This window comes from Eisenbergiella sp. OF01-20, from assembly GCF_003478085.1.
Lineage (GTDB): Bacteria > Bacillota > Clostridia > Lachnospirales > Lachnospiraceae > Eisenbergiella.
In genome coordinates, this window is record NZ_QUES01000065.1 from 1 (window position 1) to 17173 (window position 17173).

A 17173-nucleotide genomic window follows, 5' to 3' on the forward strand; every position below is an offset into this window, starting at 1 on the left:
AAAAAGCTGTTGCGGGTTTCACATTCACCGCAACAGCTTTTATTTTTCAATCAATTAACGCCATTTTTTAATGTCTGATACCAAAGACAGGTAGTATTGGCAGAAAGTCAACTCCTCTTTTCCGGTACCGTCATGTCATTGGTTATTATTCTACGTTCCCCCGTATAGTATTATCTGTTTTACATGATATCTTCTTTTTAAAAATAAATATTATTTTCACTATTGACTTTAATAATATTAAAGTATATATTTAACATAATGAAAGTGAGGAGTTCCCATGGCAATCGAAATAGTACCGGAATGGATGCTTAATCTGGATGATGAGGATGTGGCCTTTATGAAAAGGTTTCTTTTGGCCTCCGGCTCGCTTAAGGAAATCGCAAAGCAGTACGGAGTGACCTATCCCACGGTCAGGCTGAGGCTGGATAAGCTGATCCAGAAGATCATGCTCAGCGAAGGAGCAGAAAAGGATCCTTATATCGCTCTCATCAAACGTCTTGCCATAAACGAACGGCTGGATTTTGATACCGCCAAAATACTGATAAACGAATATAAAAAAATGCACAGGGAGGAATTATAAATGGCAGTTGGTACCCTTATGATATGGATTTCCTTGATCGTTATCCTGCTTGCCGCCGCAGGCGCTATTGTATTGCAGGTCTATTTGTCCGGAAGAGAAAGCCGGATACCGGGGTTACTGTTTCCCCTTCTTTCCTTTCTTTATTCCCTGTTTTTGGTTTTTAATCTGATTATCACGGAAAACATGTCGGGCTGGAGTATTATCGGACTTATCGCAGGCACCCTGGCGGCCGGCAATCTTTCCACGCTGCTGCTTCTTGTCATTTATTTCATCCGCAGGGACAAAATAAAACAAAAGAAGCAGCTGGATAAAATGAATATCCAGGATCTGTAAAAGGAAGAAAGCGCACGCTTTCTTCCTTTTACAGATTGCAGCAGGACAGGCCTGCGCAACAGGCGGTGTTGTTACCGGATATTGTACACACTTCTGATTTTCAGCCCATCCGGTGAGCCTTTCAGGATACGGATTTTCCTTTCACCGGCGCTCATGTCGAAATAATTATCGTCTAAAAGCATATCATCCGCTTCATTGGTAATTTCCACCCCTCTTGCATAGGCGACGGACTTCACGGTCAGCACATCCCCTTCGGCCGTGACGGTAAGCTTTGGATCCGTAAAGCGGTAATGCTTGGGCGCGCAGAAAATAACACAGCCGCCGGAAATAAGTTGTCCGTCCCGATAGCAGTCATAGCTCACATAGTCCCCGTAGGTATCCGCATCCATACAATCCTGCTCTGTAAGCCAGACGCTGGACAGGGGGGCTGCCGTAACCTCATCCTCCCCTTCCCGGAGGATCTCCGATTTGCTGTTGCGCAGAGCCCATTTCACCAGCAGGCGCTGCTCCTCCATGGTTTCATTGGCAACACAGAGACGGATGGATTTTTTTACCTCATAAGGCTCCGCATTGGGATTGGTATCCTGGGTGAGGATCCCTTCCTCGGCGCAGGAAAGCATAACCGGGGCAAAAAAACGTTTTGCATAATAATGCAGTGCCTTCCATCTTCCGCAGTAATCTATGGAGGCCCAGCTCGCCACCGGCCAGCAGTCGTTCAGCTGCCAGATGACGGTTCCCATACATCTTCCCCGGTTTCTCCGAAAATGCTCCACACCGTATCGTATGGCCTCCGCCTGCAAAAGCTGGGAAGCATACAGGGTGGTGTCAAAATCATTGGGATAGAGGAAGGTCTGTTCCATGTAGTTCATAATTTTCCCGTTGGCGCTCTGGTTCCTCTGGTGCTTTTCCATAACGTAGGAGAAAATATTCCTGTCCTCCGGTTCGGTAAAGGTTTCCACCGTTTTCAGGGAAGGGAAGGACTGGAAGCCGAATTCGGACACATAGCGGAAGAAAAACTTCCTGTATTCCGTGATGGGCTTATTTCCATGCCATACATCCCAATAATGCACGTCTCCCCGGTTTTCATCATTCGGCTCATCAAAGGCACCGCCTGAGGAAGGGCTTGCAGGCCAGTAGAAGGTATTGGGGTCGTATTCCCTGAGCACTTTAGGAAGGATGTATTCATACATCTTCACATAGTCGCTCTTTTCTTTGGGCCTGGTAACCCACTGTCCCTGATTTACAAACATCTCCATTTCGTTGTTCCCGCACCACAGGCCAAGGCAGGCATGATGGCGGATCCTTTTGATATTATCGATAAATTCCGCCGTGATATCCTGTTCAAATTCTTCCGTGAGGTCATAGACCGCGCAGGCAAACATGAAATCCTCCCATACCACCAGCCCCAGCTCATCGCAGGCATCCCAGAAGCCGTCATACGGGTAATTGCCGCCGCCCCATACGCGGATGCAGTTAAAGTTGGCATCCCTGGCCTGCTTTAAAAGATCGTAGGTTCTTTCCGGCTTTACCCGGGGCAGGATGTTATCCTCCGGTATGTAATCCGCGCCCATGGCAAATATACGGACGCCGTTCACTTCGTGTGCAAACTGCTCGCCGTATTCATCCTTTCCCGTGTGGACGGTCATGGTACGAAGCCCGATCCGTCTGCTCCAGGTATCCAGCACACAATCCTCTTTAAGAAGCTGGATATCCACCTGGTACAAAGGCTGGCTTCCATAGCCGTTAGGCCACCACAGACGGGGGTTCTCAATAACCGCTTCTTCCGGACAAAGCCCCTCAAAAACTACATTCCCCTCCGGATCCGCCACCTTCATGCGCCAGGTCAGGCCCTGCAGTTCTTTTTCTTCTCTGCCGAAACGGCAGGAGTGGTTTTCCTTCAACACATCCACATCGATCCGGGCTTTCAGGGAAACCCTGCCGTCCCCGTGCTCCTGTGAAAGGTATACCCCGTCCAGCCGGGCCGTATCAAAGCCGATCAGATCCACATCCCTCCAAATCCCCGCATCGGGAAGGCGGGGGCCCCAGTCCCAGCCGAACATACAGTGGGCCTTACGCAGATAAGGGAAACCCTTCATAGCATCGGAGCTGCCTTCCACAGGCCGTTCTTCATATGCCTCCCGGATGAAACGGGTGGGCGAATGAAGCACCACCTTCAGTTCGTTACCGGCAGCAAGCAGCAGCTCCTTTACCGGGAATTCCCAGGTCCGGTACATGTTTTTCACGCTTCCAAGAAGCGTTCCGTTCAGGAACACATCCCCGATGGTATCGATTCCGTCAAAATGCAGCAGGACGGATTCCCGCCCGCGGATAGCCTCCGGCACATCAAAACGGGTAACATAGGTAAAATCATTGTCCATGATTTTCAGGGCTTTCAGCTCATTGTCCCGGTAATAGGGATCCTCCATCCTTCCGTTATCCAGCAGATCCTGGTATACGCTTCCCGGTACGGCGGCGGGCAGAAATTCCCCCGTTCCGTTGATGCACATCTGCCAGTTCTCATTCAGCTTCTGAATTTGCATCCTGTTCCTCCTTCTTCCTGTCACGGTTCTTCCCCTTTCCCTCTTCCTCATGCCGCAGGGCCCAAAGGGCTGTCTGAACTGTTACGGAAGGGGACCGGCCTTTAATTGGTATACTACCAAATTATCACTTCTGCCCGGCCTTTTCTTCTTTTTTCTTGACCGATTATTGTACTATATTGACCTATAAAATTTCACCGGCAGTAACTGTTATGTACCTTTACAGTTACTGCCGGCCATTTATCGTTTCCTGCTCAATATCCCAAATCCCTGTCAATCACGGTGCCGTCCATGGCATTAATGGTAAGAAAGCTCTCAAAGGGGCCGCCGAAGGTTTCGGTATACGGCTCATCGGAATTGGTATGGTTCATTGTCCTTGTCCCCAGGAAATCCCAGACCGGTACCATAGTCCCTTCCGTAGGATTTCCTTTTTCCATAACACGCATGTAGCCCAGCCGGATTTCCTCTACCTGAAACTTCATATCTATCCCTGCCTGTGCAAAATCGCTGTATTTTTTCTGAATCATTTCCCGGAAAATCTGCTGGATTTCTTCAAAAGGCATGAGAAAAACATATTCATCCGACATATCCGTTACCGTATAGGGATCCGTCCAACGGAAGCTTACAAGCCCCTCATCATCATAAGCCAGGCTTATATGCTCGTAGGGCCAGGAAGCATTGTTCCCTTCTACCGTCGTACCGTCGTTGTTGGTATAGGTAACGGGGATCCCGTCAATCACTCTGGTAAAGTGTACGCCATAGGCATATGCAAGGGGAACCATTTTCCCTTTTTCTTCGGTAAACGAGGTAAAATATTCCCCGCCGCAGGACTTAAATTCCGTAAGCCCCATCTGCTCCATAGCCTCTGCGGCTTTCTGCTCAATTTCCGCTGGGGGTATATCCAGTTTCCCTTGCGTTTCCCCGTCTGTCAGTCCTGGAAGATAGTTGCTTCCCTTACCGGTATATTCCGTGGAAAAAGAAATCCATCTCCAGTTAGGATGAATGTTATTATCCAATACGGTAAAATAATCCTTTCCGTCCATGGTCACATAGCCTGACAGCATATTTGCATCCGGATTCCCGTTTTCCGCAGCATTCACCTCAAACCGAACAATAGGCTCTATATCCCGAATCTGTGCGGTTTCCGGCGCCGCCTCCAGCATCGCTTCGAATTCCGCTATTTTCTTGTCGTAATCCTTTCCGTCCCCGTATTGATCCACATAGGATTCCCCGGATTCCTTTTCTTCCTTCAGAATAGCAATCCGTTCCTCAATCTCCGCCCTGGTAAATCCATGGGCCGGATCGTTTTCGTCCACCACCCTGTCCCAGAGACTGCCGCCCTGCAGGAGCACCCGGTTGACCGTGTCATAGTCCTCCTGGGTGAAAATCCGGCTGGTAACGGTTTTCAGCCGGAACCCGTCCGCCGCCGGAATGATTACATCCGCTTTTACCTCTACCTGCATCCGTCCGGTATCGTCCGAAAACTGCAGTTCGAAAATATCGGGGGCCTGTACCTGCGATGCAATATCCCCTTCCTTTGCCGTCTGCACAGGGGCGGTGCTTTCCTGGGATTTAGGCACCACCAAATCCTCCTGTGCGGATTGCGTCTGCCCCGCAGAAACATCCTTTCCCGACTCACATCCTACCGGAATGGTTAATACAAGTCCCATAATCGCTGCCGCAGCAGCCCATCTTTTTCCTGCCATCTCTTTTCCCTCTCTTTATCTTTGGAACCGTTTTCCGTTCCTTACTCTGCCGGTTACCGCTTCCGCAGCGTCCCGGCATCCTTACTGTACCCCGCAGGAACGTAAAAAGTATACAGCAGTATGTAAACATTTTGTAACTGTGGAGGTACGAACGTAACGGTACACCATTCAGCAGAGAAACTGCTGTTCAAAAAGCACGGAAACCCGGGTTCCCTGCCCCGCTTTGCTTTCTATATGCAATCTGGCATGATGCAGCGCGGCTATCTGGCTGCACAGGGCAAGCCCCAGACCGATGCCCCCCTCTTTTTTGCTCCGGGATTTATCCACCATATAAAAAGCTTCGGTAACACGGGATATCTCCTCTTCGGGAATCCCCTTCCCCTGATCGGAAACACGGATTTCCCCTTCCCGGGCTTCCAGCAGGATGCGGTCCCCTTCCTTTCCGGCTTTTATGGCATTGTCGATGAGATTGAGCAGGAGGCTTTCAAAAAGATCCTTATCCAGCTTGTATACCTGCCCTCCGGCTCTCGTTTCCAGGCGCATTCCCTTCTCCCTGAGCTGATACTGCTCCATCCGGGCGACGTTTGCAAAAAGCACTCCGATATCCACTTCCTCCATATGGATACTGTCATTGTCATACAGTCCGATCAGGCTCATGAGCTTGCCGGAAAGACGTTCCAGCCTGCGGCATTCCTCATGGATATGGATCAGGGCCTTGTCCCGGCGCTCCTGATCCACTTTCACATGGAGCAGGGTGTCAGAATAGCCGATAATGGATGTCATAGGTGTTTTCAATTCATGGGTAAGGCTGCCCAGAAGCTGCTTGCGCTGCAAGGAGACCTGTTCCAGCTGGGTTACCTGCTCTTCTATCCGCTCCGCCATCCGGTTAAAGGAGGCCGCCATCTCTCCCACCTCATCCCGGGATTTCACTCCGGCGCGGCGGTTCAGGACGCCTTCACTGATATCGGAGGCCGCCCTTTTCAGCTCACGCAGAGGGGACAGCAGCCTTCTGGTAAGCAGGAAAATAACCAGCACCGATATGCCCGCCGCCGCCAGATAAATCTCCAGAAACAGCGCGGCCTGCTTTTCCATATCCTCATAAACCCCGGAAATATCCGCCACCAGTACCAGCCGGTAGTCCGCGGGGGAATCCATGGGAATTTTTTTCCCCATTATCAGGATCCGTCTTTCCCCCACCTCCCTGGTATCCACAGCCGGTTCTGCATGGCCCCACCGTTCGTCCCCGGGATGGACCAGTTCAAAATCCGTAAGGTTGCAGAGCACTTCCTCTTCCTTTACGAGAATATACCGGGAGGCCCCGTATTTTTTTATGAGGTAATTAAAAAAAGAGCTTCTGGTAGCCTCACTGTAACCCAAAAGCTCACTTTCCCCGATTTCCCTGCCCAGCGCATAGGCGGCGGCCTGCAGCTGCTGCTCGTAGCTTTCGGTGGTTTTCTCCACGTTATAGCGTAATGTCTGTCCGATCACCGCGGCACCGGATAGCCCGGTCGCCAGAAACAGCGTGGCCGTGGTTACCAGGGATAATTTCTTCCAAAGCTTCATTTCCTAATCCTCCAGCCGGTAGCCAGTCTTGGGGATCGTCCGGATCACCTCAAAAAAGTCCAGCTTTTTACGCAGGCGCCCGATATGTACATCCACCGTCCTTGTTTCGCCCATGTAATCGCTTCCCCACACCTGGCTCAGAAGCTGCTCCCTGGAAAATGCCACGTTTTTATTTCCGGCAAGCAGCACAAGCAGTTCGTATTCCATGGGTTTTAACGCCACCGGCTTTCCCCCTTTGCTTACCTTGTGCTCCTTCCTGTCGATGCGCACATCCCGTATTTCTATCACTTCCCTGCCCCGTCCGGTACGCTGCAGGACCTTTTCGATGCGCACCAACAGTTCCAGCACCTCAAAGGGCTTGACTATGTAATCCTCCGCTCCCGCCCGCAGGCCATGCACCTTGGATACCACATCCGCCTTTGCCGTCAGATATATCACAGGGATTCCGGCCGCCTGCATGGCATCCATAAGCTGGAAACCGTCTTTTCCGGGAAGCATGATATCCAGCAGGGCCAGTGCATACCCCGGAAGGCTTTCCTCTTTTTCCTTTTCCCGCAGCACAGCCGCTTCCGCCTCTTCTCCATCGAACAGAGGCACAGGGTCATAGCCGGCGGCCTCCAGATTCATGCAGATAAGCTCGGAAATCGCCGTGTCATCCTCTATTACCAATATTTTTGTTTTCATGTTCACTCCCGCCTTTTTCCCTTTCAAGTGTAACACAGAATGCACGTAAAAAAAGCACCAAAATGTAAACATATGTTACCATTCTCTGGCAGCTGGTTACTGTTCACTCCGTGACCAGTAACCTGCATAAATCCATTAAAATCGCCTACGGCGATAGGATTTATGCACACTTGAATCACTTTCTCACGTACTGTGCAGTAAATGCACAGTACTGAGTGAACAGTAACGGCAGCTATCCCATGCAAAAAACACCATTCTGCCGCCGGATATGTTCCGACTCACAAGAACGGTGCCTTTCCTTTCCGTGCCGTAACGGCGCAGGTTCTTTATTTTTTCATTTTAGGGCTGAAAATAAGCGAAGCCAGGTATCCGAATATAAGCGCCGCCGCCGTCCCTACGGCCCCGGCCTTGAAGCCGCCGGCAAACAAGCCGAGAAAGCCCTGTTCATCCACCGCTTCCTTCACACCCTTCATCAGCGTATTTCCGAAGCCCAGCAGCGGTACGCTGGCGCCTGCCCCCGCGAATTCCTGAAATGGTTCATACAGGCCGACGGCCCCCAGCAAAGCTCCGGTACATACCAGCAGAACCATAATCCGCCCGGGCATCAGCTTGGTTTTTTCCATCAATATCTGTACAAGCGCGCAAATCAGTCCGCCTACCCAAAAAGCATTTATATAATCCATTTCTATCGCTCCAATCTGTACAAAAATCATTTCATCTATCCTGTATTATGGAGCAATTCACAAAAATTATACCCGCTTTCCATTTTTTTTAAATTCCGCAACGCAAACTTCGCAGGTGCCCAATGGCCTTCCGCCCGTCCGCAGAGCGGTGTCCCCGGGACGGAAAAGGCATGAGACATCCGGACAGGCAAGTTATTGTGCGCGGATAATTTCTACTGCCGGCATACGGCAAATGTGCCTGGCGGGACCATAAACGGCAAGCAAAGCGGTAATGAATACGATACCTGTAATCGTTCCTGCTGCGGCGAAGGGAATGCCCCAGAAGGTTGTGATCAGGCTGGCAAAAAGGACCCAATGAAGAGGGATTCCCAGAACGCACCCTGCCACACATCCGCAGGCAGCGCAGGATACCGTCTCGGCCAGCATCATCTTTACCAGCTGCCTGTCGCTCATGCCGATTGCCCGCATCACACCATATTGCTTCTGCCTTGCTGCCGCGCTCATGGCAATGGTATTCCTGATATGGAACACGGTTATTGATGCAATGATAAAAAGGAAGCCATAGGCAAGCAGGGAAAACGCCGTATAGAAATCCTTCTGCTCCCGGACCGGCAGGAATTTATCCGAAAAAACCACTCCTTCCGTAAACAGGGCCTTCACCGCGGCCACATCACCGGCGGAGGCATTTCGCTGAAACTGAACGTCAATAATTGTGTAATCTTCCTGCCCGGTAAGCCCGGTAAAGGTCTGCTCGGAACAGATAACCGTTTCGCGTCCATCCCCGCGCGCCAGTGGGGAATCCGATAAAATCCCGGCTACGGTAACCGTATGCTCCCGGCCGTTTACCGTCAGCGAAATCCGATCCCCGGCATGGACGGCGGAAGTGCCGGCTACCAGTAATACCTGGTTTTCTTCTTGCATTACCGGTTCAACCGCACCCTCCGCGAGGGATCCTTGCGCCCATGCGAACTGGTTTTCTTCATAGGAAATCAGGTTTATCAGTCCGGTGCTGCCGCCTATGATACCAGGGATATCATAGGCAAACATACGGCTGTAAGCGCGTTTAACCCTGCTGTTTTCTTTGACCGCCGTAAAAAGGCTCTTTTCGATGGAGCAGGTATTGTCCGCACTTACAACGGAAAGCTCCGGCGTCCATGGCAGGGGCTGCATTGCATTTTTCACGAAATCCGTAATGGTGGAGAATGCCAGAAAAAGGATAATGCAGACCGCATAAGCGCCTGCCATCAGGAAAAAAATCTTTCCGGCTTCCCATGCATGAAGAACCCCCAAAGAGGTTTCTATTTTGAAAAAGCGGATACCTGTACATTTCCGGAGGCCTTTTCCATATCCGGCATTCCCCGAAACAGCCGTCAGCGGGGATACCCGTGCCGCTTTTCCCGCCGGCGAACGGCCTGCCAAAAGTACGGTAAGAAGCCCAAGGGACACACCGGCGGCAATGCTGATGGGGCTGATACCGAAAACCGGCATATAGGAAAGCCGTTCCGGGCTGATTGCCCGCATCATGGCAGATACCGCCCATACCACTGCAACCGCAGCGGCAATGCCGGCAGGAATGGCACTTTTACACCAATACAGACCTTCCCGCTGTACAAAGCGCATGATCTGCCTTCTTGTCGCTCCCAGGCAGCGCAGTCTCCCGAAGAATTCTGTCCTCTGTATCACATTACTGTTCATACTCCCCGCAATCATCAGGACACAGGTGAGCATGACAATGCCGGAAAGGAAAAGGGCAATCCCATAAATCCGGGATATATTGCTGCCATCCTTCTGCCCCAGCATGCTTAAAAGGATTTCATTTTCCACCACCTGCCCTGGAGATAAAGAAAGCTGGCTTTGGATATACGAAGCCGCCTTCTGTATATTGGCAAACCGGGAAAACTGTACCACATACCGGCATCCGGCCGGCGCATTGCCGGAACTGCCTGCAAGCGCCTGCATACCTGCTGCAGTCAGGCACGCTATCCTGCTTTCCCCGGAAAGAAGACAGCCGGCAGCCGATCCTTCCAGGAACCCGCTGACGGTAAAGGAAGCGCTGCCGCCGCCGGGGAGTGTCAGCACAAAGGAATCACCCGGCTTCAGAGCATGGCTTTCTTTGAAAACAGATGAAACGGCGATCTCATCCTCCCTGTCGGGATACGTGCCTTCCGTCAGCATGCCCGGAAAAAGCCTTGCGGATACCTGCCCCTCCTGTCCCACGAGCGCCAACGGCTGACCGGCATAAGTATAACCGGCATCCCCAGAGGCAAAGAGCTGCCAGCCGGATACGTTTACCTCCGGCAGGCCGGCTATAAACTCCGCCATGGTTTCCCCGGTCAAAGAAAACCCATAATGCCAGTTTCCATTCATGTATGCCGCTCTTCTGATTTCTCCCTGCAGATACCCGTCCGCAAGGCCGAACATTACCGTTACCAGAAATACCGCAAGCATAATGCAGATACGTGTCATCCGGCTCTGCTTTCTGTGGATACCGGCCGATAAGGTAATTAAGCCCAGATAGTTTTTCATATGCTTCCCATCCTTTCCCTGGAGAAAGTATAGCAGCTCAGTCTTACTGTCCGGTGAACAGCAGCTTACAATTCCGTAAGGTTCGTCTTTTTTTCCTTCAGATATTCCGCCGGGCTGACCCCGGTCACCGAACGGAATATCCGGCTGAAATAAAACTGATCGGCAAACCCTACCATGGATGCCACATCCTTGATAAACAGATCCTTATTTCCTTCCATGATTTCCCTGGCCTTTTCCACACGGAAAACCGCCAGCCGTTTGCTGAAGCTTGTATTGCTGTATTTCCGGAACAGGCGGCTCAGATAGGTCTGGGAAATTCCGAAGACCGTGCATATTTTCTGTGCGGAAAGCGGCTCCGACAGGTGTTCTTTTATGTAGGCTTCTATCCTGCCGAAAAATTCCGGGGTGTCGATTTTGCTCCGCTGTACCTCTTCCATCCGGTTCCTGCACAGAAGCTGGCAGATATTGTCTGCCAGCTTATTCATATTTTCCGCATAATAAAACGCGTCGTCTATAATATATTCACTGTTTTCCACCGATTCATTCAACATGTTTTCACTGCGGAAGATACGGAAGATTTCCCGCACCTTTTCCTCCACATACAACTGGGTGTATCCCTTCTCCTCCCAACAGGCAAAGAGTGCCGGGATTTCCGCTTCCATCTGCCTGTAATCCCGCTCCTTTATGAGAAATTTCAGCCGGTTCCACATGACACTGTCCGCCTCCGCCTTCTGTTCCGTCCCGGGAAAAGTCTGATCCACATCAATGATTTGGTTTTTACCGATGATGAGCCTGTGATCCAACGTATAATATAAGCTTCGTATGACATGGGAAAGCTCCCCGGCCCGGACGGGGGTTTCTTTGAGAACCAGCGTATAAAAGGCCAGCGTGCGCTTTTCTTTTTCCAGCAGATGCAGCATAAGCTGGTAAAAGCTGTTATGGAACAGCAGCTTCCCCGGACAGATATAGAGGGCTTCCACTTCATCTCTTCCATATACCATCATCTGCTCTTCTTTGATGGAGAAAATTTCAATTCCCCTGGATTCGACAAATCTTCTCGGCAGGCTGTTTTTACGCAGCAGGGCGATATAATATTCATCCTCTGAAAATATCCGGTAAAAACGCGGTGATTCCGAAAAAGTACCGGTACACATGTCCCGGATAACCTGATTGCGCAGCCCATAGTAATATTCATCCAGTTTCCCCTCAAGGATGCGCATGCTTTCCTGGAGGGCGGACGGCTTTACGGGCTTCAGGATATAGTCACAGACCCCATAGCGCAGCGCCGACTGGGCATAGGAGAATTCCTGATAGCCGCTGACGATAACGGAAAGAATATCCGGATATTTTTCCTTCACCCGCTTCACCAGGGCTATGCCGTCCATGACCGGCATTCTGACATCCGTGATCAGGATATCCGGGTTCAGCTCTTCCAGCTGTTCCAGGGCGCTTTTCCCGTTTTCCGCCGTCCCCGCCACCTGGAAATCCGGGCATTTGATTTTTATGATTGTACAAAGATGCTGCAGGGCAGCCGGTTCATCTTCCGCTATAAATACCTGATACATATTATGTTAAACATTCCTTTCTTCCTGTATTGCAGAACGGTTACAACCGATTAGAATTTCAGCGCCGCCTTCCTCCCGGTTGGTTATCCGGAAGATCAGATCCTCTCCGTATAAAAGATACAGACGGGCATAGGTATTTAAAATCCCCATGCCTCCGATTTTCATTTCCACATTCTGGCGGTTATCCAGAAGATCCTGCTTCAGCTTCGCTATTTCTTCCGTCAGCCGCTCCAGAACCTCCCCGGAAAATCCTTCCCCGTTGTCCCGGATCCGGATGTACCAATACCGCCCTTCCTGATATCCCGCCACGGAAAGCTTCATCACTCTGCTGCTGTTGGCATATCCATGATTGATACTGTTTTCCGCCAGCTGCTGGATCACCAGCTTCGGCACCCTCTGCCCTGCAATGCTTTCCTCCAGCCCGATGGTATACTCCAGCTTATGTTCATACCGGTATTTGAGCAGGGAAAAATACAGTTCCAGATACATAAGCTCCGCCTTTATGGAGGCATATTTTTCTTTGGTATCGGTGGAATACCGGAGCAGGCCGGCAAGGTCGTCACACATGTCACAGAGCACCTCATCATCATCCAGGATCCCCCTGCTGGATATCACATTCAACGCGTTATAGATAAAATGAGGGTTGACCTGCGCCTGGAGCATATCGAATTGTGCCTGCAGCTGCAGCGTAAGCAGCTGGCTTTCCCTGGCGATAGCTCTGCGCAGCCGGCTCCTCATCTCTTCATATACCTGGCCTATCTGCTGGAATTCATCATTTTCATTGCCGAATTCCAGCGGTTCGGATCGGTTCAGTGTCTCCAGGCTCGTATTTTCCAGGACATTCTGCAGCTGGAGCATGGATTTGGTTAAATGCCTGGTGGATATGGCGACATACAGCATGGAAAACAGCAGCATGGCCCCCACCAAAAACAGGGTCATGGACATAATATGCATCATGTCATCCTGAATAATGGAGCTGTTTTTATAAACCAGGACCATGGTTTCCGCCTCTTCATTATATACGCCGGCCGCCAGGTATTCCGTCCCGTCCCTTCCGGGAAATCTGCCCGCCGCAGCCTCTCCCCGGCCGCACAGGCTGCGGCAGAACTCCATATCCACCTGGGTATTCCAGTAAAGCAGCTCCCCCTCCCCGTTCATCAGGCATACCTTCAGATCTTCATCCGCGGTGCGAAGCTTTTCACGCACCTTGTCCACGCTCTGCTGGACCTCGATGTATCCCATGTTCTTTCCCTGTATCTGTTTAATGACCGAAAAAACCTGGACATCCTCGAGTCCCCAGGGATCCCAGTGCAGGCCGATAGTGGTGTAGGTATCGGTATTTTTCTCCGCCTTTTCATACCAGGGCATCTCTTTATAGTTTACCCCTCTGCGGATATCCTCGTTATTCCCAATGGGATCACAATTATCGTTGCAGAATATCACCCGGTAAAACCGTTTTCTGATATAATCATTATTCTGCCGTGTCCTAATCTCTTTTTCCGCATCCTGAAAATAATTTTCCGTATTCTCCGAACGCACCATGGAGGAAATCGAAGTAATGGCGGCCAGCATGTCCGCATCGCTGAGCAGGTAATAGCTGATATCTTCCATTGATTTAATCATTTCGTCATATTGCTGGTTCAGCTGGGAGGCGCTGAAGGAGAGATTGTGCATCTCCCGCTCATAGATTTTATCCGCGCTGGTGGAATAATAGATACAGCCGGAAACAACCGCCGCCAATATCCCCAGGACAATATATACGATTCTCATTTTAGCCTGAAATTTCAATACACATCCTCCCCGGCAGACTACTCCCATAACCCCATCTGCAGCGCCGCTTTTCTGCATTCCTCGTCATATGCTTCCGCCGCTTCCCCGGCGCCGATCCGCCCGCTTCCCAGTTTATTGCAGATAAAAGCGCAGTTTATCCCTTTTACGGGAGTCAGATATTCCAGCGCCGGTATGACCTTCCCTTCCGTATAATACCTCTGTACCTCCTGAATCAGTTCGATGGATTCCTCTTTCGGACGGTACCCCGTATGGAATATGCCCGCCGGCGTATAAAAAGAAGTCAGCACGTCCAGCCCTTCCTCCGAAATATACCATTCCAGAAAGGCGGTGACCGCTTCCGTATGTTCGCTCTTCTTATTTCCGTAAATCCCATTGGACGGCCAGATGGTCAGCCCCGTTTCTTCTCCGGTATCACCGGGCATGGCAAAGAACCCTATTTTATTGATTTTATCCCCATAGGTCAGGATCCACTCCGGTATTTTGCTGGAAAAATAGATCAGATGGCCCAGCTCATTCCCAAAAAAACGGTTTTCCAGTTCCGGTATCGACACAGCAGCACAATCTTTGTTAAAATACGGAACCAGTTCCTCATACCGCTCCCAGGTTCTCCGCCCTTCTTCGGAATCTGCAAAACCTGTTTTGCCTGCTGTAAATTCCCGTGCAAAATCCGGGTTATCATACATGACCTGGTAATTATCCGCCAGGAAGGGGAGTTGGGAAGACACCAGTTCGTTCAGGGCGATTCCCATGGCATCCACACCGGCATTTTGCAGCACCTCCAGATTCCCCTTGAATTCCTCCCACGTTTCCGGCACCCCCAGACCGTATTCCTGATAAAGCTCCTTATTATAAAACACGCCGGCTCCCATGCCGTCACATTGGGGAATTCCGTACAGGACACCATCCACGCTCGCCGCACGGATAAAATCCTTGTCAAGGGTTTCGGCCATCCCGGTATCGGTGAGATCCAGAAAAAATTCCGATGGATTCAGGGAATACAGCAGGCTTCCCGTATTATAGATCAACAGATCCGGGCACTCTCCCGTTGCCAGCCTTGTCCGAACCACATTATCATCGTAGCACGGCTCTATTTCGATCCGGAAGCCGAACTTTTCTTCCGCCGCAGCGCAGGTCTTTGCCAAGACACCTGCGGGCGTGGCAGAGGAAAAGTTAAGCATGGTAAGCGTTATCCCCGAAAATTCTTTATCTTCCCCATCCCCGCTTTCCTCCGGGCTTTCCTTCACCGAAACGGCATCCGTCATTTCCGATCCCCCTCCGGGCCTCCGGCAGCCTGCAAGGCCTCCCAGAAGCATTGCAGACAGCAGTATCCATAAGATCCCTTTTTTCCTTCTCATTTTCACCTCCGACAGCTGCCATATCCCTGTCCGTACCTCTGTAAGCCCGGCGCCGAAAGGGGGGATTTTATCCCATGATACTATCATACTATGCCCCTGCGGCGGCGCTTATTCCCTGTCCTGCGCCTACGCTTCCTTCTTCTGTATCCCTTTGTATAATCTGCAAAAAGCCCCCCTTGAATGAATACGGTATCATTCAAGAGGAACTTTTCATCCGTTTCAGCCGTCAGTCTTTGACAGCCGCATAACGATCATAGGCAGCCTGCTCGATTTCCAGCAGCCGTCCCAGATTCATCTGGTCCAGAGTATTCGTATATGTTTCCCAGTCCTTATCCAGATCCAGTTCGCCGGTAATAAACTGCGCCCTCGCCTGTTTCAGGTATGTGGTAATATCTTTATACACGGCTCCTCTTTCTTCCACCTCTTCCGCGGTATAGGATACCACAGGATAGGCGTCCACACCGGTTACCCCTTCTTCTTTAAAGGCATCGATAACCCGGGCGGCCCATCCGTATTTTTCAACGAACTCCGGCTTCTGCAGGACCTCTCTGCTGCTTTCAAACATGGCCTGGCGGTCGATGTTCTTTTCCACCAGATTCAGCGCTTCATTCAGGACAGCGCCTTTATAACGGTATTCCTCTCCGGAAGCATACCCTTCCGGAATCCGCATTTCCGGGACCTTGGTCCCCAGCAGCTCATCATCCACCATATCAAGGGTAACGCCCTCATAGCCCTTTGTAGCGGAAAGCATACCTTCCTCCGTGTAGAAATAATCCACAAAGCGGGCCAGCGCTTCCGGATATTTGGTATTCCCGTTCACAGCAATAAGAATATTGTTCACAACAGGGCTGGCAATTCCGGCTTCCCTTTCCGTATGAACGTCGGAAGACAGACCCGCCAAAGCCGCCCAGTTGGCATCATAGCTGATATCTTTATTCGCCATGACAAAAGGGGCGGAGCCGCAGCCGAAGGAACCGTATACATCTCCCTGCTGTTTTGTGGTAATTTCGTCACTGGTTATTGTGAAGGCTTCCTGTTCCATCAGGCCTTCCGCATACAGTTTATGCATAAATTTCAGATATTCTTTATAAGTGTCATTGGTGTTTGCCAGCTCTACCTTTCCGTTTTCATCCGCCTGAAGGGCGTAGTTGGGATCGGAGGTGAAGATCCCATAGGCATCCAGCAGCGTCTTTTCCAACGCCGTGTAGCCGCCTGCGTCGGAGGTAAACAGCAGCGGGATCTCATCGTCCGGATCCCCGTTTCCATTGGCATCCTGTTCCTTAAAGGCAACCAGCACGTCATAGTATTCATCGATGGATGTGGGTACGGAAAGTCCCAGGTTTTCCAGCCACTGCTTGTTGATAAAACTTCTGGTAAGCCGGTCCGTCATATCAACCCGCAGCTTGGGAAGGCCGTAAATATGACCATCCGATGTGGTACAATAGGCTTCCAGTTCCGGATATTTTTCAAAATACGCCTTCAGGTTAGGCATCTGATCCAGATATTCGCTCAGATCCAGGAAATACCCTTCCCCTCCCCATTCATTGACATCGCTGACATTCATGGAGCATCCCACCAGCATATCCGGAAGCTCATCCCCCGCTACCTTTAAGGTCAGCTGCGTCTCCCAGTCCGTCTCATAGAATTCGCAGTCCAGGCGGATTCCCAGCCGGCCGGCATACTCATCAATTACAGCCAGCTGCGTCCAGTCCTCACAGCCTGACGGCATGGGACCGGCCGCCGTTACGGTAATTTCCTCACTGGTAATGGGATACCCGGTTTCGTTCACCACAACCTCACCGCTCTCCCCTGCTGCCGAAGGGGCGGCGGTATCCGCTGTTCCTGCCCCG

The 17173-nt window shown here is 51.0% G+C and carries 12 protein-coding genes; 2 read left to right on the top strand and 10 right to left on the bottom strand.

Annotated elements, in window-relative coordinates; all coding sequences use genetic code 11:
- The first annotated feature begins 277 nt into the window (after positions 1 to 277).
- Together DXA36_RS31815 and DXA36_RS31820 are read left to right on the top strand one after the other, a co-directional pair.
- Positions 278 to 580 (top strand): DUF2089 family protein, encoded by a 303-nt coding sequence (locus DXA36_RS31815; RefSeq protein WP_118683518.1) that lies wholly within the window; start codon positions 278 to 280, stop codon positions 578 to 580.
- A complete protein-coding gene (locus tag DXA36_RS31820; protein WP_118683520.1) occupies positions 581 to 913 on the top strand; it encodes a hypothetical protein in 333 nt (110 codons plus the stop codon).
- A 71-nt stretch (positions 914 to 984) separates the two neighbouring features.
- On the opposite strand, the gene DXA36_RS31825 is transcribed toward DXA36_RS31820, so the two are convergent.
- The 10 genes from DXA36_RS31825 to DXA36_RS31870 form a co-directional block, all read right to left on the bottom strand.
- The gene (locus tag DXA36_RS31825) at positions 985 to 3453 is read right to left on the bottom strand and encodes a beta-mannosidase (RefSeq protein ID WP_118683522.1); all 2469 of its coding nucleotides are present in this window, start codon (positions 3451 to 3453) and stop codon (positions 985 to 987) included.
- Positions 3454 to 3704: 251 nt separating this feature from the next.
- Positions 3705 to 5156 carry a DUF6034 family protein gene (locus DXA36_RS31830; RefSeq protein ID WP_118683524.1) on the bottom strand — a complete coding sequence of 484 codons (1452 nt, stop codon included), beginning with the start codon at positions 5154 to 5156 and terminating at the stop codon, positions 3705 to 3707.
- A gap of 168 nt (positions 5157 to 5324) precedes the next feature.
- Entirely contained in the window at positions 5325 to 6719 is a 1395-nt protein-coding gene (locus DXA36_RS31835) for a sensor histidine kinase (RefSeq protein WP_118683526.1), read from the bottom strand.
- Between the two features lie 3 nt (positions 6720 to 6722).
- Positions 6723 to 7403, bottom strand: coding sequence for a winged helix-turn-helix domain-containing protein (locus tag DXA36_RS31840; RefSeq protein ID WP_118683538.1), 681 nt, complete (start codon positions 7401 to 7403; stop codon positions 6723 to 6725).
- A gap of 326 nt (positions 7404 to 7729) precedes the next feature.
- Positions 7730 to 8086: a SpoVA/SpoVAEb family sporulation membrane protein gene (locus DXA36_RS31845; RefSeq protein WP_118683540.1), complete on the bottom strand. Its 357-nt coding sequence runs from the start codon at positions 8084 to 8086 to the stop codon at positions 7730 to 7732.
- Positions 8087 to 8278: 192 nt separating this feature from the next.
- Entirely contained in the window at positions 8279 to 10612 is a 2334-nt protein-coding gene (locus DXA36_RS31850) for an ABC transporter permease (protein ID WP_118683528.1), read from the bottom strand.
- 65 nt (positions 10613 to 10677) lie between these two features.
- Positions 10678 to 12177, bottom strand: coding sequence for a response regulator transcription factor (locus DXA36_RS31855; protein WP_118683530.1), 1500 nt, complete (start codon positions 12175 to 12177; stop codon positions 10678 to 10680).
- A gap of 6 nt (positions 12178 to 12183) precedes the next feature.
- Positions 12184 to 13965: a cache domain-containing sensor histidine kinase gene (locus DXA36_RS31860; protein WP_182479352.1), complete on the bottom strand. Its 1782-nt coding sequence runs from the start codon at positions 13963 to 13965 to the stop codon at positions 12184 to 12186.
- 20 nt (positions 13966 to 13985) lie between these two features.
- Complete coding sequence (locus DXA36_RS31865) at positions 13986 to 15410, bottom strand: ABC transporter substrate-binding protein (RefSeq protein WP_118683534.1); 1425 nt, start codon at positions 15408 to 15410, stop codon at positions 13986 to 13988.
- A 139-nt stretch (positions 15411 to 15549) separates the two neighbouring features.
- A partial coding sequence (locus DXA36_RS31870) for an extracellular solute-binding protein (protein WP_118683536.1) occupies positions 15550 to 17173 on the bottom strand: 1624 nt, incomplete at its 5' end.